General features: G+C 29.0%; 27 protein-coding genes and 1 other RNA gene. 18 read left to right on the forward strand and 10 right to left on the reverse strand.

Features of this window, described 5'->3' with window-relative positions; genetic code table 11:
- The first annotated feature begins 1 nt into the window (after nt 1).
- Entirely contained in the window at nt 2-535 is a 534-nt protein-coding gene (locus GFJ99_RS06570) for a hypothetical protein (protein WP_153208053.1), read from the forward strand.
- A 35-nt stretch (nt 536-570) separates the two neighbouring features.
- Here the strand turns inward: GFJ99_RS06570 and ung are convergent, their stop codons facing one another.
- Complete coding sequence (gene ung, locus GFJ99_RS06575; RefSeq protein WP_153208054.1) at nt 571-1,236, reverse strand: uracil-DNA glycosylase; 666 nt, start codon at nt 1,234-1,236, stop codon at nt 571-573.
- A gap of 83 nt (nt 1,237-1,319) precedes the next feature.
- On the opposite strand from ung, the gene GFJ99_RS06580 reads away from it, so the two are divergent.
- From GFJ99_RS06580 to GFJ99_RS13640, 3 genes are all read left to right on the forward strand, one after another.
- The gene (locus GFJ99_RS06580) at nt 1,320-3,488 is read left to right on the forward strand and encodes a DNA mismatch repair protein MutS (RefSeq protein WP_153208055.1); all 2,169 of its coding nucleotides are present in this window, start codon (nt 1,320-1,322) and stop codon (nt 3,486-3,488) included.
- Between the two features lie 105 nt (nt 3,489-3,593).
- The gene (locus tag GFJ99_RS06585) at nt 3,594-4,016 is read left to right on the forward strand and encodes a thiol-disulfide oxidoreductase DCC family protein (RefSeq protein ID WP_153208056.1); all 423 of its coding nucleotides are present in this window, start codon (nt 3,594-3,596) and stop codon (nt 4,014-4,016) included.
- Nucleotides 4,017-4,089: 73 nt separating this feature from the next.
- Nucleotides 4,090-4,233: a hypothetical protein gene (locus GFJ99_RS13640; protein WP_153208057.1), complete on the forward strand. Its 144-nt coding sequence runs from the start codon at nt 4,090-4,092 to the stop codon at nt 4,231-4,233.
- 39 nt (nt 4,234-4,272) lie between these two features.
- On the opposite strand, the gene GFJ99_RS06595 is transcribed toward GFJ99_RS13640, so the two are convergent.
- Both GFJ99_RS06595 and GFJ99_RS06600 read right to left on the reverse strand, forming a co-directional pair.
- Nucleotides 4,273-5,289 carry a T9SS type A sorting domain-containing protein gene (locus GFJ99_RS06595; protein WP_153208058.1) on the reverse strand — a complete coding sequence of 339 codons (1,017 nt, stop codon included), beginning with the start codon at nt 5,287-5,289 and terminating at the stop codon, nt 4,273-4,275.
- 281 nt (nt 5,290-5,570) lie between these two features.
- Nucleotides 5,571-6,737 carry a proline dehydrogenase family protein gene (locus GFJ99_RS06600; RefSeq protein WP_153208059.1) on the reverse strand — a complete coding sequence of 389 codons (1,167 nt, stop codon included), beginning with the start codon at nt 6,735-6,737 and terminating at the stop codon, nt 5,571-5,573.
- Nucleotides 6,738-6,832: 95 nt separating this feature from the next.
- Here GFJ99_RS06600 and aroB point away from each other — a divergent pair, with 95 nt between their 5' ends.
- From aroB to GFJ99_RS06620, 4 genes are all read left to right on the forward strand, one after another.
- Nucleotides 6,833-7,900 carry a 3-dehydroquinate synthase gene (aroB, locus tag GFJ99_RS06605; protein ID WP_153208060.1) on the forward strand — a complete coding sequence of 356 codons (1,068 nt, stop codon included), beginning with the start codon at nt 6,833-6,835 and terminating at the stop codon, nt 7,898-7,900.
- A gap of 289 nt (nt 7,901-8,189) precedes the next feature.
- On the forward strand, nt 8,190-9,599 hold the full coding sequence (locus tag GFJ99_RS06610) for an arginine decarboxylase (RefSeq protein ID WP_153208061.1): 1,410 nt from the start codon (nt 8,190-8,192) through the stop codon (nt 9,597-9,599).
- Between the two features lie 11 nt (nt 9,600-9,610).
- Entirely contained in the window at nt 9,611-10,585 is a 975-nt protein-coding gene (locus GFJ99_RS06615; RefSeq protein WP_008258459.1) for a deoxyhypusine synthase family protein, read from the forward strand.
- 87 nt (nt 10,586-10,672) lie between these two features.
- Nucleotides 10,673-11,047: a DNA primase gene (locus tag GFJ99_RS06620; RefSeq protein WP_153208062.1), complete on the forward strand. Its 375-nt coding sequence runs from the start codon at nt 10,673-10,675 to the stop codon at nt 11,045-11,047.
- Between the two features lie 36 nt (nt 11,048-11,083).
- On the opposite strand, the gene GFJ99_RS06625 is transcribed toward GFJ99_RS06620, so the two are convergent.
- Genes GFJ99_RS06625 through GFJ99_RS06635 form a run of 3 tightly spaced genes read right to left on the reverse strand, consistent with a single transcriptional unit; the run spans nt 11,084 to nt 13,329 of the window.
- Nucleotides 11,084-11,593, reverse strand: coding sequence for a DinB family protein (locus GFJ99_RS06625; RefSeq protein ID WP_153208063.1), 510 nt, complete (start codon nt 11,591-11,593; stop codon nt 11,084-11,086).
- A 44-nt stretch (nt 11,594-11,637) separates the two neighbouring features.
- On the reverse strand, nt 11,638-12,117 hold the full coding sequence (locus tag GFJ99_RS06630) for an Lrp/AsnC family transcriptional regulator (protein WP_008258462.1): 480 nt from the start codon (nt 12,115-12,117) through the stop codon (nt 11,638-11,640).
- 57 nt (nt 12,118-12,174) lie between these two features.
- Nucleotides 12,175-13,329, reverse strand: coding sequence for a M14 metallopeptidase family protein (locus GFJ99_RS06635; RefSeq protein WP_153208064.1), 1,155 nt, complete (start codon nt 13,327-13,329; stop codon nt 12,175-12,177).
- Between the two features lie 301 nt (nt 13,330-13,630).
- On the opposite strand from GFJ99_RS06635, the gene GFJ99_RS06640 reads away from it, so the two are divergent.
- Nucleotides 13,631-14,092, forward strand: coding sequence for a helix-turn-helix transcriptional regulator (locus GFJ99_RS06640; RefSeq protein ID WP_153208065.1), 462 nt, complete (start codon nt 13,631-13,633; stop codon nt 14,090-14,092).
- Nucleotides 14,093-14,161: 69 nt separating this feature from the next.
- Here GFJ99_RS06640 and GFJ99_RS06645 read toward each other — a convergent pair whose 3' ends face one another.
- Entirely contained in the window at nt 14,162-14,722 is a 561-nt protein-coding gene (locus tag GFJ99_RS06645) for a 1-acyl-sn-glycerol-3-phosphate acyltransferase (protein ID WP_153208066.1), read from the reverse strand.
- A 55-nt stretch (nt 14,723-14,777) separates the two neighbouring features.
- Here GFJ99_RS06645 and GFJ99_RS06650 point away from each other — a divergent pair, with 55 nt between their 5' ends.
- Both GFJ99_RS06650 and GFJ99_RS06655 read left to right on the forward strand, forming a co-directional pair.
- Entirely contained in the window at nt 14,778-15,440 is a 663-nt protein-coding gene (locus GFJ99_RS06650) for a spermidine synthase (protein ID WP_153208067.1), read from the forward strand.
- On the forward strand, nt 15,440-16,144 hold the full coding sequence (locus GFJ99_RS06655; protein ID WP_153208068.1) for a potassium channel family protein: 705 nt from the start codon (nt 15,440-15,442) through the stop codon (nt 16,142-16,144). Before GFJ99_RS06650 ends, GFJ99_RS06655 begins: the two co-directional genes overlap by 1 nt.
- Here the strand turns inward: GFJ99_RS06655 and kdsB are convergent.
- Together kdsB and GFJ99_RS06665 are read right to left on the reverse strand one after the other, a co-directional pair.
- The gene (gene kdsB / locus GFJ99_RS06660) at nt 16,141-16,872 is read right to left on the reverse strand and encodes a 3-deoxy-manno-octulosonate cytidylyltransferase (RefSeq protein WP_153208069.1); all 732 of its coding nucleotides are present in this window, start codon (nt 16,870-16,872) and stop codon (nt 16,141-16,143) included. The genes GFJ99_RS06655 and kdsB overlap by 4 nt on opposite strands.
- Nucleotides 16,873-16,902: 30 nt before the next feature.
- A complete protein-coding gene (locus tag GFJ99_RS06665) occupies nt 16,903-18,327 on the reverse strand; it encodes an ATP-dependent RecD-like DNA helicase (RefSeq protein ID WP_153208070.1) in 1,425 nt (474 codons plus the stop codon).
- A gap of 123 nt (nt 18,328-18,450) precedes the next feature.
- Between GFJ99_RS06665 and GFJ99_RS06670 the strand changes: the two genes are divergently transcribed.
- The 4 genes from GFJ99_RS06670 to GFJ99_RS06685 are packed head-to-tail and all read left to right on the forward strand — an operon-like array spanning nt 18,451 to nt 21,281.
- On the forward strand, nt 18,451-19,212 hold the full coding sequence (locus tag GFJ99_RS06670; protein ID WP_153208071.1) for a hypothetical protein: 762 nt from the start codon (nt 18,451-18,453) through the stop codon (nt 19,210-19,212).
- Nucleotides 19,196-20,008, forward strand: a complete 813-nt coding sequence (locus GFJ99_RS06675; protein WP_153208072.1) for a DUF3822 family protein — start codon at nt 19,196-19,198, stop codon at nt 20,006-20,008. Before GFJ99_RS06670 ends, GFJ99_RS06675 begins: the two co-directional genes overlap by 17 nt.
- A complete protein-coding gene (rsmD, locus tag GFJ99_RS06680; protein ID WP_008258484.1) occupies nt 20,005-20,583 on the forward strand; it encodes a 16S rRNA (guanine(966)-N(2))-methyltransferase RsmD in 579 nt (192 codons plus the stop codon). Before GFJ99_RS06675 ends, rsmD begins: the two co-directional genes overlap by 4 nt.
- Nucleotides 20,584-20,594: 11 nt before the next feature.
- Nucleotides 20,595-21,281 carry a DUF4328 domain-containing protein gene (locus tag GFJ99_RS06685; RefSeq protein WP_153208073.1) on the forward strand — a complete coding sequence of 229 codons (687 nt, stop codon included), beginning with the start codon at nt 20,595-20,597 and terminating at the stop codon, nt 21,279-21,281.
- On the opposite strand, the gene rnpB is transcribed toward GFJ99_RS06685, so the two are convergent.
- An RNA gene (rnpB, locus tag GFJ99_RS06690) (RNase P RNA component class A) lies at nt 21,279-21,606 on the reverse strand. The genes GFJ99_RS06685 and rnpB overlap by 3 nt on opposite strands.
- 119 nt (nt 21,607-21,725) lie before the next feature.
- On the opposite strand from rnpB, the gene GFJ99_RS06695 reads away from it, so the two are divergent.
- From GFJ99_RS06695 to GFJ99_RS13740, 3 genes are all read left to right on the forward strand, one after another.
- Nucleotides 21,726-22,034 carry a hypothetical protein gene (locus GFJ99_RS06695; RefSeq protein WP_153208074.1) on the forward strand — a complete coding sequence of 103 codons (309 nt, stop codon included), beginning with the start codon at nt 21,726-21,728 and terminating at the stop codon, nt 22,032-22,034.
- A gap of 94 nt (nt 22,035-22,128) precedes the next feature.
- Nucleotides 22,129-23,202, forward strand: coding sequence for a DNA polymerase III subunit gamma/tau (gene dnaX / locus GFJ99_RS06700; RefSeq protein ID WP_008258491.1), 1,074 nt, complete (start codon nt 22,129-22,131; stop codon nt 23,200-23,202).
- A 383-nt stretch (nt 23,203-23,585) separates the two neighbouring features.
- Complete coding sequence (locus tag GFJ99_RS13740) at nt 23,586-23,891, forward strand: DNA polymerase III (protein ID WP_238990075.1); 306 nt, start codon at nt 23,586-23,588, stop codon at nt 23,889-23,891.
- The last annotated feature ends 31 nt before the right edge of the window (nt 23,892-23,922 follow it).

A 23,922-nucleotide genomic window follows, 5' to 3' on the forward strand; every position in this document is an offset into this window, starting at 1 on the left:
TATGAAAAAATATATTCAATACATTACAGTAGTAATAATAGCTTTAATTTTTACAGGATGTACAGAAAATGATGATGAATTTTATGCTTCAAAATATGTAACATCAAATGGTTTAATTGAAGTAATTACAACCTCTAGTAGCGCTACCGTTACGTGTAATTTTGCTCGATTACTTCCTCAAGACACAAATCCTTTAGATTTATACTTAACAACTACCTCTGAAGAATTTTTCTTTAATTATACTTTAGAAAAGAAAAATAATGCTGGAAATTGGGAATATGTAACTTCAACAAACTATACCATTACAAATAATTTAGGTAGCAATCAACTAGGTAGTTATATATCAGCAATTTGTCAATTAGATGCGCTAGAAAGTGATTATCAGTATGAAAGTGTAATAACTCCAAACACTGCAGGCCAATATAGATTATCAGTAGATAACGAAATCGTTTCTTTAGATTCAAAAGATGCGGTTACTGTAACCATTAAAACAACAGTAATTGGTTCCAATAATATCGAATTTACTATCTTATAAAACAGTTTAAAATTATCATTAAAAAGTTGAAAAGACTACCAGTCTATTTCAACTTTTTTATTTTTTAATAAGTATTCGTTCGTCAATTTAAAATGATCATGACCAAACCAAAAACCTCTGTTAGCACTTAAAGGAGAAGGATGACCACTTTCTAAAACCAAATGTTTACTTCTGTTTATTAATTTACCTTTTTTTTGTGCAAAACCACCCCATAATAAAAACACCACGTTTTCAGATTTCTGATTAATCAAATCAATTACAGCATCGGTAAAAACATTCCATTTTAGGTGTTTGTGGCTGTTAGCTTCGTCTTTTCTTACCGTTAAACCAGCATTTAACAACAAAATACCTTGCTTTGCCCATCGTTCTAAATTACCCGATGTTGGGAATAGAAATCTATCATATTCATTATTAATTTCTGTATAAATATTTTTCAACGAAGGCGGAATCGCAACGCCATCATTCACCGAAAAACACAAACCATTAGCTTCACCGATTCCATGATACGGATCTTGTCCAATGATGACCACTTTTGTATCTTGAAAATCAAATTGTTCAAAAGCCGAAAAAATGAGTTCTTTGGGCGGAAAACAAGTCGTAATAGTATATTCTTGTTCCACTTGTTGCATGAGTTCTACAAAATATGGCTTCTGAAATTCAGACTCTAATAAGGTATCCCAACTCTGATTTTTGATAAACATTTTATAATTTTTCCCAAAAATATAAATTTCTGTTGCAATATGCCTTTATTACTTTGTAACTTTGACCTAACAGAAAAAGAAAAATGATTTCGATTACCCAAAAAACGCTTCAGGATTTAGAATTCAATACGGTTTTAGAAACCATCGCTGGTCGATGTAACACTGATATTGGTGAAGCAAAAGCAATGGCAATAACGCCTTTTAAAAACAAAGAAGAATTGCTTATCAACTTAAAGCAAACTTCTGAATATTTATCTTCTTTTTCTAACAATAATGCGATTCCGAATCACGGATTTGAAAACATTAATTACGAATTAAAATTCTTAGCAATTGAAGACAGTTTTTTAGAAGTTGGAAGTTTTAAAAAGATTGCCAACCTTTCAGAAACAGCCATTACGTTGATTCAGTTTTTAAAGAAATTCGAAGACTATTATCCAACTTTACATCAAAAAGCTTCTCAAATTGATATTGTCAAATTAATCATTCAAAGAATTGACGAAGTTGTTGATAAATTTGGAATTATAAAAGACAACGCTTCACCAGATTTAATTGACATTAGAAGAAATATTAATGTAGTTAGAGGTAAAATCAATCAAAGTTTTGGAATGGCGTTAAGTCAATACAATTCGTTAGGTTATTTAGATGACATCAAAGAAACGGTTGTTGAAAATCGCAGAGTTTTAGCGGTTTTAGCCATGTACCGAAGAAAAGTAAAAGGTTCTATCTTAGGAAGTTCTAAAACAGGAAGTATTGCTTATATCGAACCCGAGGCAGCACAACGTTACTCAAGAGAATTGAACAATTTAGAGTTTGAAGAACGTGAAGAAATAATGCGTATTTTAAAACGTTTGACAAATGAAATTCGTCCTTTTACAGAAACTATTGCGGCTTATCAAGACTTTTTAAGTGATGTTGATGTAATTGCTGCAAAGGCAAAATACGCTAATAAAATCAATGGAATTCTTCCAAATATTATCGAAGAAAAGCGGTTGTATTTTAGAGAAGCCTTCCATCCTATTTTGTATTTAAATAACAAAGAAAAAAAGGCGATTACTTATCCGCAAACTATAGAACTTAACAATGAAAGTAGAATTATTGTAATTTCCGGACCTAATGCTGGTGGAAAAACAATTTCTTTAAAAACTGTTGGCTTATTACAATTAATGCTTCAAAGTGGGATATTAATTCCGGTTCATGAACGAAGTGAAACCTTTTTATTTGATAGAATTCTAACGGATATTGGAGATAATCAGTCTATCGAAAATCATTTGAGTACGTACAGTTACCGATTGAAGAATATGAATTATTTTTTGAAGAAATGTAACGCTAAAACCTTATTTTTAATTGATGAGTTTGGAACTGGTTCTGACCCGGAATTAGGTGGCGCTTTAGCTGAAACGTTTTTAGAAGAATTTTATGCTCGCGAAGCATTCGGAATTATAACAACACATTACAGCAACTTAAAAATATTAGCTAACGAATTACCTTTTGCTTCCAATGCCAATATGATGTTTGATGAGAAATCATTAGAACCCATGTACAAATTAATATTAGGTCAAGCCGGAAGTTCATTTACATTTGAAGTAGCTCAGAAAAATGGCATTCCATACGGACTAATCAATCGTGCCAAAAAGAAAATTGAAGGTGGAAAAGTCCGATTTGACAAAACAATTGCTACACTTCAAAAAGAGCGTTCTAAATTGGAAAAAACATCTTTAAATTTAAAGGAAGAAGAAACCAAAGCGCGTGAAGAAAGCAAAAAAATGGAAACCATCAATGCAAAAATTCAAGATAAATTAGAACGTTATCAGGAATTATATGATGCGAATCAGCGTTTGATTTACATAGGTCAAAAGATTGATGATATTTCGGAAAGTTACTTCAATAACAAAGATAAAAAAACGTTAATTGGCGAATTTCTGAAAATGGTTGAAATTGAAAATTCGAAACGTAAAAAGCTTTCTGTAAAGGAAAAGAAAGTAAAAGAAGTCATCCAGAAAAAAGTGGAAGAAGAAGTCAAGGTTATTGTGGAGGAAATTCGAGTAGTTAAAAAAGAAAAAAAAATCAAAGCCAAAATTGAAGAAGAAAACAAACCAAAAGTTACTTTAAAAGTTGGCGACAGAGTTAGAATGATAGATGGAAAAGCGATTGGAACCATTGATGTAATCGAAAAAACAAAAGCAACTGTGAATTACGGAATTTTCACATCAAAAGTGAGTTTAGAGCAATTGGAATACGTGCAACCTGTTTAAGTTATACAGAGTTTTTTCAATTACTTAATTTTTTAAAAATCTGTGTTCCTTTTTTTAAAAATTAAAGATTGAACTTGATATTGAACTTGACATTGAACTTGATTTATGGAAATACAAGACTTACCACAAGATAAAAAAATTATACTTTTTGACGGTGTTTGCAACCTTTGCAATTCATCTGTTCAATATATTATAAAACAGGATAAAAAAGATATTTTTCGATTTGTATCCTTACAATCCAATTTAGGTCAAAAAATATTAAAACATATTGGAATTAATCCCATTCATACGGATAGTATTGTGCTATATGAGCCTGGTATTTCTTATTATTATAAATCTACTGCTGCTTTACAAATTGCAAAAAGATTAAGTGGTGTTTTTACTTTAGCAAGAGTTTTCACACTATTACCCACAGGAATTAGTGATACTATTTATGATTATATCGCAAAAAATAGATATAAATGGTATGGTAAAAAAGAAGCTTGCATGATACCAACATCTGAATTAAAAGCCAAGTTTTTAGAATAAATTCACATGATAATTATCAGTTTATAAACAATTGTGAAGGTTTACCTTTGTGTAAATTCTAACCTTTGTAACTATGGCAAATTTATTATTACCACTTTATTCTTGGGGAAATGGAGCATTTATTATGATTGCAATTTTTGCAATTGTAATTCTCGGCTTAGTAGGCGCCGTAATGCTTATGATGAATAGTGATAAAAAGAAAAAAAACGACCAGTAATACTGGTCGTTTTTAATTTACTATTCTTTTTGAAAGAAATTATTGTTTGATAAATTTCTTAGTTGTTTTACCTTCAGCAGCTTCAATAGTTACAAAGTAAACACCTGAATTTAAGTCAGAAACGTTTATTTGAGTTAATGAACCTGTTTCATTTTTAACAACTCTTCCATTGATATCCGTTACAGAAATGTTTTTGATTTCAACATTATTATTATTTAATATGTTTAAAACAGATGTAGTTGGGTTTGGATATAATGCAAAACTATCATTAGAAATTACAATATTTTCAGTTCCTAATAAATCTTCAGTAGCAACAGCCTCTAAATATAAATTATCAAATCTAGAAGTGGCTGCAACAGCATTAGCTGTTCCTGCTGTATGAATATAATCTACTTCTTTAGGATTAGTAGTACCTGATGTTGGAGTAGCTCCATCAACACCTACATAAAATCCTGGTCCTTTCCAAACTACCTCTTTGGTTGTAGTATTATAAGATAATCCGACTCTAACCCAAGTACTAGCTGTTAAATTCAGTACAGCATTAGAAGCTCCTAAGTTAAAAGAATAAAAGCCAACTGGATTAACTCCACCATTATTTGGATCAAAAAATGCATAACCAGAAATTGCTTTTGTTTCTAAATTTAAACCTATACCAGCTAAAGCAACATCTGTATCATTGTATAAATAAACTCGAGCAGTATTTTTACTTGTTGTTGTACCTCCAGTAAAAATATCAAATTCAACATCAATAACATTGTTTCCAGAAGTTCTACCTGACCACAAAGAAGTAATATCTTTGAATAAAAAACGTGTCCCAGTTGCAGTATTTGAACCTGTAATTTCAATTACGTTTCCTCTTGAACCACCTTCTGAAACAATTTGATAACTAGAAACTGTACCATTAGCAGCAAAATAACCACCTTGCCCAGCTAAAGTTCCATCCACAACTGTTGTAATATTTCCAACAGTTAAAGCATTATAATCTTCATTAATAAGCACTTGCGAATTGCTAACGCCAAAAGATAATAAAGTTAATAAAAGTAATGTTTTTTTCATAATTAAGTAATTTATTTTAATTTTCACCAAATTTATAAAAAATGTAAGACATTTAGTTTTATTTTTTCTGTTTTTTTTGAACTCAGAACAAATTTCTATTTCACTTTAATACAAATTTATAATTAGTGAAATAACATTATATTTACATTAATTTGATATTAAGTGCTATTTAAAAGAGCAAATTGTGTGTTATTTTTTTGATTTTAGAAAGAAAAAATTAATATTATTCAAAATATTTTTTATTTCCTTAAAATCAAATGCTTTAATAATTTAAATATAACTTACAATTTCCTTCTCTCCTTTTCTTTTTTAATTAACATTAATTCTCTACTAGTTTGTCCAGCAACTGAAGTGTTTTCTTCTGCTCTTCTAATTAAGTATGGCATAACATCTCTTACTGGTCCAAATGGCAAATATTTAGCAACATTATAACCATTAGACGCTAAATTAAAACTAATATTATCACTCATTCCTAATAATTGTCCAAAAAAGATACGATTATCGTTTTTAGCAATTCCTTTTTCTGTCATTAATAGCATTAATTTGTATGAGCTTTCTTCATTGTGTGTTCCGGCAAAAACAGCCATTCTATCAATATTTTCAACCATGTACAAAATGGCTGCATCGTAATTAATATCAGTAGCTTCTTTAGAAACGCATATTGGAGATTTTAATCCACGTGCTTCTGCTCTTTCATTTTCTTTTTCCATGTAAGCTCCACGAACTAACTTCATTCCAATAAAAAAACCTTCTGCTTTCGCTTGATCATGAAGATTTTTTAAATAATCCAATCGATCCCAACGATACATTTGCAACGTATTGAATACAATAGCCTTTTGTTTGTTGTACTTGCGCATCATATCGGTAACTATTGCATCAGCGGCATCTTGCATCCAACTCTCCTCTGCATCAATTAGTAATAAAACATCTTTTTCATGTGCGGTTCTACAAGCCAAATCAAATCGAGCAATTACACGATTCCATTCTTGTTGTTCAGCTTCCGTTAAAACCGACTTCTCTCCTACTTTTTCATATAAATCTAAACGACCAAAACCGGTTGGTTTAAAAACCGCAAACGGAATAGCTTCACGTTCTCTAGCAAATTCAATTGTTTTCAATGTCATTTCTAAAGCTGCGTCAAACTGTTCTTCTTCTTCTTTCCCTTCTACAGAATAATCCAAAACCGATGAAACACCTTTGGTAAACATATTATCTACCACTTTTAAACAATCTACTTCGTTAACACCACCACAAAAATGATCAAAAACAGTTGAACGAATCAATCCTTCTACAGGTAAATGTGCTTTAAGAGCAAAATTGGTAACCGCAGTTCCTATTTTTACAAGTGGTTGACTAGCAATTAATTTGAAAAGAAAATAAGCTCTTTCGAGTTCTGTGTCACTTTTTAAAGAAAAAGCAACTTGTGTATTGTCAAATATTTTATTCATGATATTTTTAATAAAAAGCGACACAAATATACGTTAGATTTTGCGAATTTTAAATAAAAAATGCCTTATTTTGCAATAAAATTCAAGCTTTTCACATGCAAACAATTACAGCAACCCAATATAGTGTTTACTTTGATTTAGAAGGATATGAAACTTTAGTAGAACTACTAATTCCTTCACGTTATTCAAAAATATTTATTTTAGTTGATGAAAATACTTCACAATATTGTTTACCACATTTACTAAATAATTTAGCTACGGAAATCGAAATTGAAATAATCGAATTGGAAGTGGGTGAAATTCATAAAAATATTGAAACATGCACTGAAGTGTGGGGAGCGTTATCTGAACTTGGAGGTGATCGTAAAAGCGTATTAATTAATTTAGGCGGTGGCGTTATTTCGGATTTAGGCGGATTTGTAGCTTGTACTTTTAAAAGAGGTATAGATTTTATTAACATCCCAACAACATTATTATCTATGGTTGATGCCTCAATTGGAGGAAAAAACGGTGTAGATTTAGGAAATTTAAAAAATCAAATTGGGATAATTCGTGAACCAAAAGCTGTAATTGTTGACACTCAATTTTTAAACACATTACCTCAAAACGAAATGCGATCTGGTTTGGCTGAAATGCTGAAACATGGCTTAATCTATGATAAAAAATATTGGGATAAATTTAAAAACTTAAAAGACTTAAGTACAGATAATTTAAACGAATTAATTCATGAATCAATTCAAATAAAGAATAGAATTGTTTGCGAAGATTTAACTGAAAACGGAATTAGAAAATCATTGAATTTCGGTCATACTATAGGACATGCTATTGAAAGTTATTTTTTAGAAAATGAAGAAAAAACAAACCTTCTTCATGGTGAAGCAATTGCCATAGGAATGATTTTAGAAAGCTACATTTCTAGAGAGAAGAAATTAATAACCAATGAAGAATATCAAGAAATCAAATACATCATTAATGATATATTTGAACGAGTTGAATTTAACAGATCAGATATTGATGAAATTATTAAACTTTTGATTTTTGATAAAAAAAATGAATTTGGTAAAGTCCAATTTGCACTCTTAGATGGAATTGGAAAAATAAAAATCAATCAAGAAACAAATAATGAATTGATTATCAAGGCTTTTAATGATTATTTTATCTAATTATTTTTTTTAATTTTCTTTAAATTATAGCCGTTTTATTTTTAACTTTGCGCTCATGAAAGAAAACTACAATTCGAATAATAACAATAAAAATTTTAATAATAAAAGCAACGACTTATCTATTATTGAACTTTTGTTTTTTTCTATTTTTTGCTTTCATATAACCGATTTATTTATGCTTTCGAAGACATTTAGTGAAAAACTTCCTATTCGATTTGCAAATATTAGAGTTTGAAATTGAATTATTAAATCAAATTTTTAATTCAATAATTTAATTCAAATTTTCAAAATGAACACTAAATATTCAGACTTAATAAATCAAACTTTTTATTTTCCTCAAGAAGAATTTACTTTAAACAAAGACGAATTACAATTTCATGGTATCGACTTAATGAAATTAGTAGAAGAATATGGTACTCCTTTAAAATTTACCTATTTACCTAAAATATCACAGAATATTAATAGAGCTAAAATGTGGTTTAGAAATTCAATGGAAAAACATGGTTACGAAGCCAAATATTTCTATTGCTATTGTACTAAAAGTTCTCATTTTGAATTTATTTTGAATGAAGCATTAAAAAATAATATTCACATAGAAACATCTTCTGCTTTTGACATCGATATCGTTGAAAATTTAATGGCGCAAGGAAAAATTAATAAAAATTCCTTTGTGGTTTGTAATGGCTTTAAAAGAGCTCAGTATGTTACTAATATTGCACGTTTAATAAATAACGGACATAAGAATACTATTCCTGTAATTGATAATTTTGAAGAATTAGATTTATTACAAGTAGAAATTGATGGTAAATTTAAAATTGGAATTCGAATTGCTGCTGAAGAAGAACCAAAATTTGAGTTTTATACTTCAAGATTAGGAATTGGATACAAAGATATTCTACCTTTTTACCGTAAACAAATAGCTGATAATAAAAAAGTTGAGTTAAAAATGCTTCACTTTTTTATTAATGCAGGAATTAGAGACACAGCCTATTATTGGAACGAGTTATTAAAGTGTATGAAAGTGTACATTGCTTTAAAAAAGGAATGTCCTTCATTAGATAGTTTAAATATTGGCGGAGGATTTCCAATTAAAAACTCATTAGCTTTTGATTACGATTACCAATACATGGTGGATGAGATTTTAAATCAAATTAAAATCGCTTGTGATGATGCAGAAGTAGAAGTTCCTCATATTTTTACAGAATTTGGCTCATTTACTGTTGGAGAAGCCGGTGGTGCTTTATACCAAGTCCTTTATCAAAAGAAACAAAATGATAGAGAAAACTGGAACATGATTGATTCTTCTTTCATTACTACTCTACCAGATACTTGGGCTATTAATAAACGTTTTGTAATGATGGCTGTAAATCGTTGGAATGATACTTACGAGCGTGTATTGCTTGGAGGTTTAACCTGTGATGGAGATGATTATTACAATTCAGAGCAACACATGAATGCTGTTTATTTACCAAAATACAACAAAGAAAAACCTTTATATATTGGTTTTTTCAACACAGGAGCTTATCAAGAAACAATTGGAGGTTTTGGTGGATTAAGTCACTGTATTTTACCACAACCAAAGCACATATTGATTGATAAAGATAAAAACGGAATAATTGCTACAGAAGTTTTCGCTGAACAACAAAAAGCCGAAGATGTATTAGCTATTTTAGGATATAACAAAAACAAAGAACAATAAATCAAAATAAGATGAATAAAGGACCAGTTAGTCAGTTTATTGAAAAACATTATCTTCATTTTAACTCTGCCGCTTTAGTTGATGCTGCAAAAGGTTACGAAGAACATTTATTAGACAACGGAAAAATGATGATTACCTTAGCAGGTGCCATGAGTACTGCTGAACTTGGTAAATCTTTAGCTGAAATGATTCGTCAAGATAAAGTGCATATTATTTCATGTACTGGTGCTAATTTAGAAGAAGATATTATGAACCTTGTAGCTCATAATTCTTATAAAAGAGTTCCAAATTACAGAGATTTAAGTCCACAAGAAGAATGGGATTTGTTAGAAAATCACTATAACCGTGTAACTGACACTTGTATTCCAGAGGAAGAAGCTTTTAGAAGACTTCAGTCGCATTTATTTGATATATGGAATAATGCAGATTCAAAAGGAGAAAGATATTTTCCACATGAATTTATGTATCAAATGATTAATTCTGGTGTTTTAAAACAATATTACGAAATTGATCCTGCTGATTCTTGGATGGTAGCTGCAGCTGAAAAAAACTTGCCTATTGTTGTACCAGGATGGGAAGACAGTACTATGGGGAATATTTTTTCATCGTATTGCATTAAAGGAGAATTCAAAGCTACTACAATGAAAAGTGGTATTGAATACATGATGTGGTTAGCAGATTGGTATCCTAAAAACTGTGCTGGAAAAGGAATTGGTTTCTTTCAAATTGGTGGAGGTATCGCAGGAGACTTTCCTATTTGTGTAGTTCCAATGCTTTATCAAGATATGGAAATGCATGATGTACCTTTTTGGAGCTATTTTTGCCAGATTTCTGATTCAACAACAAGTTATGGTTCGTACTCTGGAGCAGTTCCAAACGAAAAAATTACTTGGGGTAAATTAGATATTCATACACCAAAATTCATCGTAGAGTCTGACGCTACGATAGTTGCGCCTTTAATGTTTGCTTACATTTTAGGATGGTAAAAAAAATTAAAAAAAAAATTAATTTTGCTTGAAAATATAAGTTTAGGATAGTACATTTGACAAAAATACAAGATTAAAACCTACCCAATGAAAAGAGTTATTGTTGATTACGCTAAATTAACAAATGAAATCTTAACCTTATTAGTTGAGAAATTTCCTGATGGTTATGATGATTCGGATATTATCCGTTTTAAGAACGCAAAAAATGAAACTATTGAAGCTGTTGAAGTTCGTACAGAAGACACTATTTATTTAGTTAAAGTAAGTACAAAATTAGCTGACAGAATTGAAAATTACGATGAAGATGATATTATTGAAGATGATGTAGTGGTAGTAGACGACAAAATTGCTGCTCTAAAAGATTTAGATATCGAAGACGACGATGATGACGATGACGATATGTCTGACAATGCAGATAATATAGAAGATTCTGAAGATGATTCTGACGAAGATGAAGAATAAAAAAAAAGGATTCAATTAATTTTGAATCCTTTTTTTTTATAAATAACGTTCTAAAATTATATTTTTATGATGTAATTCATGTCCAAGAATTATATAACCAATAGCTCTTACAGAAACACTAGCATTTGATGCAGTTCCTAAGCGTAATAAATCTAAATCTGTAAAACTAGCAAATAAACTAATTGTAGCTTCTCGTACAGTTTCGAATTCGGATAACAAACTTTCAAATTCTCTATCGTTAGCATTAGCCATACCAACATAATCATTTTCGTCAAAACCAGGTAAAGGTGTCGTATCACTTCTAGAAATTCTTAAAGCTCTGTATGCAAATATTCGTTCCGCATCAATAAGATGCAATATAATATCTTTTATAGTCCACTTTCCCTCCGCATATTTGTATTCCTGTTTAAAAACAGGAATTGATTTATAAAAATGTAATAGTTCTTCTTTTTGCCTAATTAACTCTTTATTTATATTATTACCCGGAACTAACTTTATATAATTTTCATAATAAGGAGAAAACTCATTGATTTCTAAATTCTTCATATACTAATAGGTATAAAAAAAGCCTCCTAAGAGACTTTAATATTTTACATTTCTTTAAAAATGGTGTGCATCAAACGTTTTTTATCATTGATGCTCTCTTCTAAAGAAATCATGGTTTCAGTTCTGTAAACACCTTCAATATCATCAATCATGAAGATTACTTCTTTAGCGTGTTTAGTGTCTTTAGCTCTAATTTTACAGAAAACATTAAATTTTCCTGTAGTAACATGCGCAACTGTTACAAATGGAATTTGATTAATACGCTCTAAAACAAATTTAGTTTGAGATGTATTATGTAAAAAAACTCCAACATAAGCAATAAACGAATATCCTAATTTTTCATAATCTAAAGTTAATGACGATCCTTGGATAATACCAGCATCTTCCATTTTCTTTACTCTAACATGTACAGTTCCTGCAGAAATTAATAGTTTTTTTGCAATATCTGTAAAAGGAACTCTCGTGTTATCAATCAACATGTCCAAAATTTGATGATCTACTTCATCTAAACGAAACTTACTCATAAGTGCTTATAATAATTGTTAAAATTTTATTTTTTTATCTATTTTTAAACAAATTTATTAAATAATAATTAAACCATTGTGAAATTTTGTTAAATTATTAATAATAAAATCTGCATTTTCTCCTATAATTGGGAAATGCAAACCAATTGAGGAATATAAACCATTCTCACAATCGTATTCAATATGTCCTTTAAAATTTTGTAAATCATCTATTTTAGAGATTTTAGCAATAAATTTTAATTGACCATCATGCAATTCTTCACTATATTGAGCTGCAAAGTTAATTATTTTTTCCTCACTATTTTCAATAATTTTGACATTTTTATAAATAAAATCATAAAAACATTTGTTATTTTGAGAAATATTCAAATAATTCGTCAATTCTTTATCAACTATAACGTTTTCGTAATTTACCTCAAACGAACTTAAAAGCGCTATAAAAAGATAACTACGCACCAAATCTCTATCATAATCATTTTCATAATGTCCGGCCTCAAATAAAATAGTTGGTGTATTTTGAGTTGTAAAAAAATCTCCCGTACAATTTACATTATAACTATCATCAAATCTTCCTATTTGATTTGGAAGATAATTTTGCAAAACAGCATTCATTCTATTAATAACATAAATTGCTTTTAAGCGAGTTTCATTATATTCCCTAGCATCATTAAAAGCAGGTGATAAAAACGAGACCGTAGCGGGCAATTTAAAGTCCTCAGTTCCAAAAATAGTTCTCTGATCATGTAGATTATAACAAAAGTCCGGTTGAAACTCGCTATAAACAGCATATAATAGCTGCATTTCAGGCTGTGTTCTATCGAAAGCATCTCTATTTAAATCAATTTGATAAGCATTTTCGCGTGTATACAAAAAAGCACCATCAGGATTTAACATAGGAATACATAATAAAGTATAATTATCTTTTATTTGTTTAGCAAAATCAGAATCCGAATTCAAAAAATTAAAAAAATCAAACAACCCTTTAGTAGTTGTAGATTCGTTACCATGCATTTGTGACCACATCAATATTTTAATCTTTCCGGTACCAATTTTTACCTGGTCTATACTTCTACCTTGAACCGATTTCCCTATTTCAGTTATTTTAAAATCCAATTTCAATTTTTCTAAAAGAGGATGAATTATATCTAAATGAATATATTTTCCTTTTAATAAAGGCTCTTTAAATTGAGTTGCTAATTGTAAATAATCCATGCTTTAAATTTGATTTACAAATGTAAACAACTTTAAATTTACATTTGTAAACAAGTAAAAACAAACCTAAATTTACTTTTGTAAACATCTTATTTGTCTTTATTAGATCGTTATATTTACTTATGTTTACAAGTTTAAATACATTTATATAATTATACCTAAATTATAGATTATCATTTATTTAAGTTATTTATACTAAATAGATAGTTTAATATTTATTTACGTATTTACATTTGTAAACTTGTGTATTTCATTACTAATGTTTACATTTGTAATTAATTAATTTTAATTACTATTTACAATGGTAAACATAGATGATTTTATTAAACGTTTAGAAATTATACTCGATTATTACAATTTATCGGCATCAGCTTTTGCAGATAAAATTAATGTGCAACGCTCGAGTTTGTCTCACCTACTCTCTGGAAGAAATAAGCCTAGTTTAGATTTTATCATAAAAGTAATTGAGGTTTTTCCTGAAGTTGATTTGTATTGGATTTTAAATGGGAAAGGAAGTTTCCCTAAATCTGATAATGTTGTTCCTACAGTTTCTGAAATAGAAAAAAAATCTCCTTCATTGCCTATCGCAGAAATCACTAATTCGGAACTGGATTTGTTTTCCACTGCAGAAAAAGTAACTACTCCTGCTCTTTCAGAAAACAATGCTGTAGAATCTATTAAAACAGAAAATAATGCTGCTGAAGAAATTGAGCGCATTGTAGTGTTCTTTAAAAATGGAACTTTTAAGAATTATAAACCATAAAAAAAGCTCTAAATTTCTTTAAAGCCTTATAAATTTTAACTACAGATTAATTTTGGGTTTTAAAATACCTTATTGGTTTTTAGGTGTGTAACTTAAACTTGGTACTTTACCAACTACTCCTACATAATACGATTCTAAAATTTTAATATCTGCTTCAATATTTCCTGTTGGATAAAATGGTTCGTTGTAAACAACTTGCTTTTTACCAAAATCAAATGCAACGGGAACAATAGGCACATTTGCTTTTAAGGCGATATAATAAAACCCCGTTTTCCATTCGGTTACTTTTTTACGAGTTCCTTCAGGAGCAATTGCTAATCTAAAGATGTCATTTTCTGTAAAAATTTTAGCAATAGAATCTACTTTGTTTTCGTTTTTTTGACGATTTAAAGATCTTCCTCCTGTCCAGGTGAAAAAATAATTAAATGGAAATACAAATAATTCTTTTTTGGCGACATAATTAATTTCTATTTTTAAAATTCCTCTTGAAAAAATTCCTAGAAAAAAATCCCACCAACTGGTGTGAGGTACAGCAATTATTACACATTTTTTAACCTCGGGAGTGATTGTTCCAATAACTTTCCACCCTAAAAGGGTACAAAAAATAAATTTATAAATAATTTGTTTCATGTGATAGATTTTGCACAAAATTAAAATTATATTTACGATTACAAACTAAAAGTTAATGGTTAAGAGATTAATGAGTTTTTTACTCCCTATAAAAATTCATGAAAAAAAGTCGAAATACAATAAAAATCTAGAAATTACCTGGAATAATGGTTATTTGGTATTAGATTCAGAAAACACCAATTATTCGTTTGGTAGTTTGCAACGTGTTTTAAAGAAAGGATTGAAATATATTGGTTATGAAAGGATTAAAAAATTTAAATCAATTTTAGTTCTTGGAGTTGCAGGTGGAAGTGTAATAGAAACTTTAAAAAAAGAAATAAAGTTTGAAGGAAAAATTACAGGTGTTGAAATTGATGCTACTGTAGTAGATTTAGCCAATAAATACTTTGGTTTAAATAAGTATGATAATGTTGAAATTGTAATAGATGATGCTTTTGAATATGTGCTAAAAACAAAAGAAAAGTATGATTTAATCGTAATTGATATTTTTCAAGATACTGTTATGCCTAACTTTCTATTTGAAGATTTTTTTATTAATCGTATTAATTTTTTACTTAATATAAATGGGTTTATATTATTTAATACCATGGTTTTAGAGTTTAACGATAGAAGAAGAAACGCTATATATAAAAGCAAATTTGAAAGTAATTATTCTGTTAGATTATATCCTAAGATTGAAGAACACAACGAATTATTTACCATTAAAAAATTGAGTTAATGAATTTTTTTAAAAAACTTTTATTGGGTAAGGTAACAAAAAATTATACCCCAAAATACAACCCAATTCAAAAAAGAATTTTGAATCTAAAATCTATTTGGAACAATGACCATCAAGAAGATAATGGAATTGAAAAAATTGTTCGATTATTTTTATCTTCTACTCAATTGATATTTCCTGGAATTTATATTAAATATCTAGCCTCTAAAAAAGGGTATGAATATGAAGATTTAGCTATGGATTTATATGTTCTTGCAAAAGTTATTTTTCCACTCATAATTCTAACAAACCATCTTCAATACGAGCCTTACATAATTTACATCCTAATTTATGTTTTGCTAGAAACCGTATTTTATATTCCGACTTTAATATTTGCTTCCGATTTATTTTCAAGACCACGATCGTATAAACGTTCAATGCTTTTGCTGTTTTTCAACTATATAGAAATCGTAGTTTCTTTTGCTGTTTTATACACATTAGGGAACAACATGAATAAACCTTTTAAACATTGGTTTGACTCGGTTTATTTTAGTATAATTAGCTCTAATTCTATTGGTTATGGAGATTATTATCCTGTTACAACTTTTGGAAAAGTTTTAGTTAGTTTACAAGCCATGTTCTTTTTATCGTTTGTAATTTTATTTTTGAATTTCTTTTCAACAAAAATAAAAAGCAAAGGATATTTTGATGATGACGAGATTTAATTCTTTATTAGTTTTCTAGCTTTTTCTAAATCTTCTGGTGTATCAATTCCGATACTTCCATGTGATGTTTCAACCATTTTGATACGTTTTCCGTATTCTAAATAACGAAGTTGTTCTAATTTTTCAGAAGCTTCTAATGACAACATGGGTAAACGATAGAAATCCATTAAAGCGGCTTTTCTAAATGCATAAATTCCGATGTGTTTCATATAACGAACACCTGCATTTTCATCTCTTGGAAAGGGTATTACAGAACGGGAAAAGTACAAAGCAAAACCTTGTTGATCTGTAATTACTTTAACATTATTTGGATTATTAACTTCTTCTTTATCCGTAATTTGAAACATTAACGAACCTAAATCTACTTGGTTTTTAGTATCGTTTTTAAATACTTCAATTAATTCTTCTAATGGTTTTTTATTAATAAAAGGTTCATCGCCTTGCACATTAATTACAACATCAACTTCCATGTTTTCAACAGCTTCAGCAATTCTGTCGCTTCCACTCTCATGCTCTTTTACAGACATAATAGCTTTGCCTCCATTAGAAATGATTTCATTAAAAATTAATTCTGAATCTGTTACTACAAAAACATCATCAAACAATTCAGTTGATATAGCAGCTTCATACGTTCTTAAGATTACAGTTTTTCCTCCTAAGTCTTGCATTAACTTTGCAGGAAAACGTGTTGAGGCATATCTGGCCGGAATTACAGCTATAATTTTCATGTTGTTTTAATTAATTTAGTTACAAAAGTATTAATTTTCAAAAAACTCATCTTTAAATCCAATTAAATATAATTTTTCTTCGGCACGAGTAATGGCGGTATACAACCATCTTACATATTCTACATCAATTCCGTCTGGTAAATAAGGTTGTTCTACAAAAACCGTTTTCCATTGTCCGCCTTGTGATTTATGACAAGTAATAGCATAAGAAAATTTTACTTGAAGTGCATTAAAATAAGGATTTTCTTTTACTTTTTGTAGTTTTTTATATTGCTGACGCTCTTCTTCGTAATCTAATAAAACTTCCTGATATAATTTATTTGATTCGTCATACGTTAATGAAGGTGATTCACTCATAATGGTATCTAGCATTACAATGGTATCAAATGGAAGCTGATTTGGATAATCTACCATTCGTACTTTTACCGTTGCAAATTTAAAACCATATAGTTCCTGAATTTTTCTAATTTCTAAAACTTCTACTATATCTCCATTTGCAATAAAACCTGCTTCTGATTCTTCTTTTAACCAAAAATAATTGTTTTTAACAACCATTAAATAATCTCCTGTAGAAATTTCATTCTCTTTTGATAAAATGGAAGCTCTAATTTGTTGGTTATACTGATTGGCTCTTTTGTTTGAACGAACAATAAAAACAGTGTCTTCAATACTATAATTATCATAAGCTTGATGAATAGCATCTTGAATATCATATCCATCTTGCAAACGAACAATATCTTTAAATCCTTTTAATTTAAACTTAAAAGTATCTATAAATTGAGAATGTAATAATTCTCTTAACTCAGTAGCATTGTAAAGAATACCTGAAAATTCAGATTGTCTCATTACTTCATCTAATTCGATATGATGCACGTTTTTTTGATAATGTAATGAAAGAGAATCAATATTTAATGCCGGACTAATCGTCATGTTTACTGGTGGTAACTGAGCTGTATCTCCTATTAATAATAACTTACAGTTTTTACCAGCTTCTACATAAAAAAACAAATCATCTAAAAGAGACCCATTTTCATATAATTTAGAATCCTGACTCGTATCAGATATCATAGAGGATTCATCTACAATAAAAATGGTATTTTTAAATTTATTTTGTTGCAATGTAAAACTTACTCCACCTGTTTTATTTTTTTTGGGGAAATAAATACGCTTATGAATAGTATGTGCTGGTTTTCCTGAATAATTTCCTATAACTTTTGCAGCTCTTCCTGTTGGTGCAAGTAAAACCGCTTTCATATTAATTTCTTGTAAATTATTAATTACAGTAGAAATTATGGTTGTTTTACCCGTTCCGGCATAACCTTTGAGTACAAAAATATCATCAGAAGTAGAATTTAAAATAAAATCGGCTATTTTCTGAAAAAAAATATCTTGTTTTAAAGTGGGTTGATGCGGAAAATTATTTTGTAATAAATTGTAAAACAGCTTGTAAGTCATAAAAATTGATTTGGCCAATATTATTTTTTTCAAATATACTGATGATTTTTACAAGAAATTCTTTTGTGTAGAAAAAAAAATTGTAGATTTGCGTACCTATTTAACTAAAAATAAATTAATCAAATGTTAGAAATTGCTATTTATTTAGTCGTATTAATTGTTTTAATCTTTGCATTGGTTAAACTAATTGATAAATTTGTTACACCAGGAAATAAAAAAATATTCACAATTTTGTTGTGGGGAATTTCTATTTTTCTTGCTTATTTAATCTATGGTTCCGTTATGAAACCTATTGAATTCAAACAAGAAAAAGAAGCTCGTTATGAAATTGCGGTTAAAACAATGTTAGATATTAAAAAACTTCAAACTGGATATAAATCAGTTAATGGAGTTTATGCTGACACGTTTGAACAACTTATTCAGTTTGTTGAAAACGGACAATTTGAAATCGTTTCTAGAAAAGATACAGCTGTTATAGATGCTACTAAAAATGCTGCATTTGGAATTAAAGTTGGAGCTGATGGTGTTGGTGGATTTTTTAAAGATGAAGTTATTATAACTAAATTAGGAAATGTTTCTGTAAAAGATTCATTATTTAAAAACTCTGATCGTTACAAAAGATTAAATGTTGTAAAAGTTGGAGGTGTTCAAGTTCCTGTGGAAATGAAAACTAGTACAGTTAGCAGAAATGATATGAATATTTCGGTTTTTCAAGCAATTATTGATAAAAATGCTTTATTAAAAGATTTAGATCAAGAATTAGTAAAACAAGAAAATAAAGTTGAAGCTATTGATGAAATTAATGGTGATAAAATTATCTTAGGATCTTTAGAAGAAGTTTCTCTTACTGGAAACTGGCCAAAAAAATATGGTAATAACGAATAACGACATTACTCTAAAAACATACAAAAAGTTGTCCATTCAGGTTTCCTTGAATGGACTTTCTTTTTGTGTTTTTGATTTAATATCAAATAAAGTAATCCTAACTAAATCAATTAACTTTGAAAAAAACAAAGTAATTGAAGAACAGTTATGGAAAACATTTGTAGATTATCCTATACTAACAAAAGCTTACGATGACATTATTATTATTCATGATAATAACTTAAATTCATTTGTTCCTAATTCGCTTTTTGATGCTAATTTTTTAGCAAGTTACTTACAATACAACACCAAAGTTTTTGAGACTGATTTTTTTACACACGATGTTATTTTTCCTTATGAAATTAATAATATTCATGTCCCTTTTGTAAATATTAATAACTTTCTATTAGATCAATACCAAAGTTTTGAATATCAAAATGCGAATTCAATTTTAGTAAAACAATTACTTGATTTGTCAATCAACAAAGACGAAAAACAAGTTTTTATACATCTTCAAAAAGAACACTTTGAAATAATTATAGTTAAAAATCAACAACTTATTCTCTATAATTCTTTTCAACATAATACTCCAGAAGATTTTATTTATTATCTTTTATTTACTTGTGAGCAATTACAACTCAATCCAGAAAGTGTATTAGTACAAATTTTAGGAAATTGTAATGAAGATGATGCCTATTTTAAAATTGCATTTAAATACATTAGAAATTGTAGCCTTATTCAAAATATTGATAAAGCTTCTATTTTAGACGTTACTCCTTCTGACTTAAGAAATCATTTTATACTCTATCATTCATGAGAATTATCTCCGGAAAACACAAAGGTCGCCGTTTAGTAGCTCCTAAAAATTTACCAGTTCGCCCTACTACCGATATGTGTAAAGAATCGTTGTTTAATATTTTAAATAATTATTTTAATTTACATGGGTTAAAAGTTTTAGATTTATTTTCTGGAACCGGTAATATAAGTTACGAATTTGCTTCTCGTGGTGCTGGACCCATAACAAGTGTTGATGGCGATATGGGATGCGTAAATTTTATTAAAAAAACAGCAACTGAACTTGATTTAGATATTTCTGCAATAAAAAGCGATGTATTTAAATTCCTAGAAAAAAGCAAAGCTACCTACGATATTATTTTTGCCGATCCTCCGTATGATATTGGACAAGAAAATTTTGAAAAAATTATTCAAGAAATATTTGAAAACGAACTTTTAGATGAAGAAGGAATGCTTATTGTTGAGCATTCTAAGCACACGAAATTAGATCACATGACAAATTTTTCTTTTTCTAAGAGTTATGGCGGTTCTGTGTTTTCGTTTTATGAATTTGAAAGCGACGAAGAAGAAAATATTGAAGAGGAAGACGAAGGCTAAAATTCTGTAATATGCTAAAGAATAATAAATTAAGAGCTAGAAATTTAATCATTATATTTTCGATAATATTTATCTTAAATATTATTACTATTATTTCTGATTTAATGCAATATTCAATGCTAAATTCCTTAGAGGGTTTTTCTATGGAAGAAGCTGAATTAAATGATTTAAGACAGTCAATTATTGGAATAACAATGTTTAGCGTTTACGTTTGTTGTTATGTTTTATTTATACTTTGGTTTAGAAGAGCATATTACAATTTACATCAAGTAGTAAAACATCTTGAACATAGCGAAGGATGGGCTGCTGGCGCATGGTTTGTTCCTTTTATAAATTTTTTCAGACCTTACCAAATAATGAGGGAACTTTATGTAGAATCTGAAAAATATATCTCAAAAATTAAACCAGACTATACAAAAAAATTAAATGTAACTTTTGTTGGACTTTGGTGGACATTATGGATAATTGCTTCTTTCCTAGAAAGAATAGGAATGAGATTAAATTTAAAAGCTGAAACTTTAGATGAAATTATCAATGCCACAACAATTAATTTGATAAACGAAATTTTTACCATACCACTTTGCTTAATAATTATAAAAGTAATCAAAGATTATAGTGTGGTAGAAAATGAAATATTTGAGATGGAAAAATCAAAAGGTATTGAAATTACTGATGAATCTATACCTTTAATTGAATAAAAAAGCAGACCTATAAGCCGGATTCTGTATCGCGCCAATGGCGGACCCTTATCATTTATCTAGACCAAACATTACTGCTTAGCTCAAGCTGTCTACCCTTCAACATCGGACGAGTAGCCCTTATTCTAATTACTCAGAAACTGTTGATATACTTGACATTTCACCGCATAGAGTTTACCTGGTTTCACTACAGCATTATCTGTACATACTTTCTGTTGCACTTGTCCTCGCCTTTCAACGGACGGGCGTTACCCGCTATGCTACTCTTTGGTGTCCGGACTTTCCTCCATCCGCCTAGGCGGACGACGATAAGGCGGTCTGCGTTGCAAACTTACAATAAAATTAATAGTTATTAAGCAATTTAGATGCATTGTTTAACAAAATAACTTGTATTTGTTTACTTAATAATATGTAAATTTATAGAAGATTTAAAATCAAATTATTATGTCAAGTATTTATAATTACGCATCGGTTTCAGAAGCATTAAAACAATTAAAAATTAATGGATATACATATGACTTTAATTTAAATCCTGAAGATATTATTTTACATCCTGAAAATTATATCATAAACGAAATTTATCAATATGAAGGGAATTCGGGAACAGGAGATAGATCTGCTGTTTATGGCATAAAAAATAAATTTGGTTTAAAAGGCGTTTTTGTAACAGGTACTTCTGCAAATTCTACAGATAAAAACGCTACTATACTTGCTAAAGTCAGTATTAAAAATGCAAATGAACCTTATATGTAATTGTGAATAACTTTTAGAAACATTTTACTCAATTTAGAACTTACAATTTGAAATTTGAAATTTTTAAATCTATATTTGTGATTCAATAAGATTTATGGAACAATTTATCGTATCGGCTCGTAAATATCGTCCTCAAACATTTAAAGATGTTGTAGGACAACAAGCTATTACCAATACTTTGTTAAATGCAATTGAAACCAATCACCTAGCGCAAGCTTTATTATTTACAGGTCCAAGAGGTGTAGGAAAAACAACTTGTGCACGTATTTTAGCACGAAAAATAAATCAGGAAGGTTATGATGATCCGTATGAAGATTTTTCGTTTAATGTGTTCGAATTAGATGCGGCTTCAAACAATGGTGTAGATGATATTAGAAGTATCATTGACCAAGTAAGAATACCACCACAAACTGGAAAATATAAAGTTTATATTATAGACGAGGTTCACATGCTTTCTACATCAGCTTTTAATGCTTTTTTAAAAACATTAGAGGAACCACCTAAGCATGCTATTTTTATTTTAGCAACAACAGAAAAGCATAAAATAATTCCAACAATTTTATCGCGTTGTCAAATATTTGATTTTAAAAGAATTACCATAAAAGATGCTAAAAATCATTTAGCTGAAATTGCAAATGAACAAGGTGTTACTTTTGAAGATGATGCCCTGCATATTATTGCTCAAAAAGCAGATGGTGCAATGCGTGATGCTTTATCTATTTTTGACAGAGTAGTTTCGTATTGTGGTAAAAATTTAACCAGACAAGCGGTTACTGAAAACTTAAATGTTTTAGATTTTGAATATTATATTACCATAACCGATTTAATTTTAGAAAATAAAATCCCTGATTTACTTTTAGCTTATAATGATATATTATCTAAAGGTTTTGATGGACATCATTTTATTGCTGGCTTGGCATCTCATTTTAGAGATTTATTAGTTTGTAAAAATCCTGCAACTTTATCTTTATTAGAAGCAGGAGAACAAGCTCAAAGTTTGTATGCTGCACAATCTCATAAAGCCATGCACGATTTCTTAATCAAAGGAATTGAATTAGCAAATGAGTGCGATTTAAAATTTAAAGTCAGTCAAAATCAACGACTTTTAGTTGAACTTTGTTTAATGCAATTAGCCTCTATCACTTTTGATGGAGAAAAAAAAAAGTAGCTAAATTTATAATTCCAGCTACTTATTACAAGAACAACTCCTACTCTATTACTGAAGTTCCTGCAATTAAAACGCAAATTCCAACAGAGGAATCAAAACCTGTTGTAGTTACTGAAACGGTTATAAATGAACCAATAGTTGCTGAAATCACACAAGTTCAGAATGAAGTTGTTGCTCCAATTATTACGGAAATTCCAAAACCTAGTCTTCCTAATTTTAATCCAACAGGAACAAAAGTATCTGCCCTATCGCTAGCTAGTGTAAAAGCAAAAAAAGACTTAGAAGCCCAACAAAATCAGTATCAAAAACACAAGGAAGAATTACCTTCGGAAGTTTTTAATGAAACCGATATGTTATTGCAATGGAATAAATTTGCTCAAAAAATGACAGATGCAGGAAAACGTTTGTTAGCAACTTATATGCAAATGAACGATCCTACGTTAAATGGTACAACAATAACACTAGAGTTACCCAATCAAAGCACAAAAGAAGAATTCTTAACTGGATGCCATGAATTAATTGGTTATTTAAGAGGTAAATTACATAATCACGATATTACGATCGAAGTAATTGTAAATGAAGCCACTGAAAACAAATATGCATTTACACCACAAGAAAAATTTGAACGATTAAAACAAATTAATCCAACAATCGAATTACTGAGAAAAACTTTTGATTTAGATGTTTAGTTTATAAAATTTTATAATAAATAGTTCTATT

It is taken from the genome of Flavobacterium sp. LMO6, from assembly GCF_009495795.1.
In the GTDB taxonomy this organism is placed as follows: Bacteria; Bacteroidota; Bacteroidia; order Flavobacteriales; family Flavobacteriaceae; genus Flavobacterium.

Coding starts and splice junctions, on each gene's coding strand:
- dnaX (WP_008258491.1), top strand. CDS start 22,129: ATGGAACAATTTATCGTATCGGCTCGTAAATATCGTCCTCAAACATTT.
- GFJ99_RS06655 (WP_153208068.1), top strand. CDS start 15,440: ATGAATTTTTTTAAAAAACTTTTATTGGGTAAGGTAACAAAAAATTAT.
- GFJ99_RS06665 (WP_153208070.1), bottom strand. CDS start 18,327: ATGACTTACAAGCTGTTTTACAATTTATTACAAAATAATTTTCCGCAT.
- GFJ99_RS06635 (WP_153208064.1), bottom strand. CDS start 13,329: ATGGATTATTTACAATTAGCAACTCAATTTAAAGAGCCTTTATTAAAA.
- GFJ99_RS06615 (WP_008258459.1), top strand. CDS start 9,611: ATGAATAAAGGACCAGTTAGTCAGTTTATTGAAAAACATTATCTTCAT.
- GFJ99_RS06600 (WP_153208059.1), bottom strand. CDS start 6,737: ATGAATAAAATATTTGACAATACACAAGTTGCTTTTTCTTTAAAAAGT.
- GFJ99_RS06650 (WP_153208067.1), top strand. CDS start 14,778: ATGGTTAAGAGATTAATGAGTTTTTTACTCCCTATAAAAATTCATGAA.
- GFJ99_RS06630 (WP_008258462.1), bottom strand. CDS start 12,117: ATGAGTAAGTTTCGTTTAGATGAAGTAGATCATCAAATTTTGGACATG.
- GFJ99_RS06620 (WP_153208062.1), top strand. CDS start 10,673: ATGAAAAGAGTTATTGTTGATTACGCTAAATTAACAAATGAAATCTTA.
- GFJ99_RS06640 (WP_153208065.1), top strand. CDS start 13,631: ATGGTAAACATAGATGATTTTATTAAACGTTTAGAAATTATACTCGAT.
- GFJ99_RS06625 (WP_153208063.1), bottom strand. CDS start 11,593: ATGAAGAATTTAGAAATCAATGAGTTTTCTCCTTATTATGAAAATTAT.
- rsmD (WP_008258484.1), top strand. CDS start 20,005: ATGAGAATTATCTCCGGAAAACACAAAGGTCGCCGTTTAGTAGCTCCT.
- kdsB (WP_153208069.1), bottom strand. CDS start 16,872: ATGAAAATTATAGCTGTAATTCCGGCCAGATATGCCTCAACACGTTTT.
- GFJ99_RS06610 (WP_153208061.1), top strand. CDS start 8,190: ATGAACACTAAATATTCAGACTTAATAAATCAAACTTTTTATTTTCCT.
- ung (WP_153208054.1), bottom strand. CDS start 1,236: ATGTTTATCAAAAATCAGAGTTGGGATACCTTATTAGAGTCTGAATTT.
- GFJ99_RS06695 (WP_153208074.1), top strand. CDS start 21,726: ATGTCAAGTATTTATAATTACGCATCGGTTTCAGAAGCATTAAAACAA.
- aroB (WP_153208060.1), top strand. CDS start 6,833: ATGCAAACAATTACAGCAACCCAATATAGTGTTTACTTTGATTTAGAA.
- GFJ99_RS06595 (WP_153208058.1), bottom strand. CDS start 5,289: ATGAAAAAAACATTACTTTTATTAACTTTATTATCTTTTGGCGTTAGC.
- GFJ99_RS13740 (WP_238990075.1), top strand. CDS start 23,586: ATGACAGATGCAGGAAAACGTTTGTTAGCAACTTATATGCAAATGAAC.
- GFJ99_RS13640 (WP_153208057.1), top strand. CDS start 4,090: ATGGCAAATTTATTATTACCACTTTATTCTTGGGGAAATGGAGCATTT.
- GFJ99_RS06675 (WP_153208072.1), top strand. CDS start 19,196: ATGGTAATAACGAATAACGACATTACTCTAAAAACATACAAAAAGTTG.
- GFJ99_RS06570 (WP_153208053.1), top strand. CDS start 2: ATGAAAAAATATATTCAATACATTACAGTAGTAATAATAGCTTTAATT.
- GFJ99_RS06580 (WP_153208055.1), top strand. CDS start 1,320: ATGATTTCGATTACCCAAAAAACGCTTCAGGATTTAGAATTCAATACG.
- GFJ99_RS06645 (WP_153208066.1), bottom strand. CDS start 14,722: ATGAAACAAATTATTTATAAATTTATTTTTTGTACCCTTTTAGGGTGG.
- GFJ99_RS06685 (WP_153208073.1), top strand. CDS start 20,595: ATGCTAAAGAATAATAAATTAAGAGCTAGAAATTTAATCATTATATTT.
- GFJ99_RS06585 (WP_153208056.1), top strand. CDS start 3,594: ATGGAAATACAAGACTTACCACAAGATAAAAAAATTATACTTTTTGAC.
- GFJ99_RS06670 (WP_153208071.1), top strand. CDS start 18,451: ATGTTAGAAATTGCTATTTATTTAGTCGTATTAATTGTTTTAATCTTT.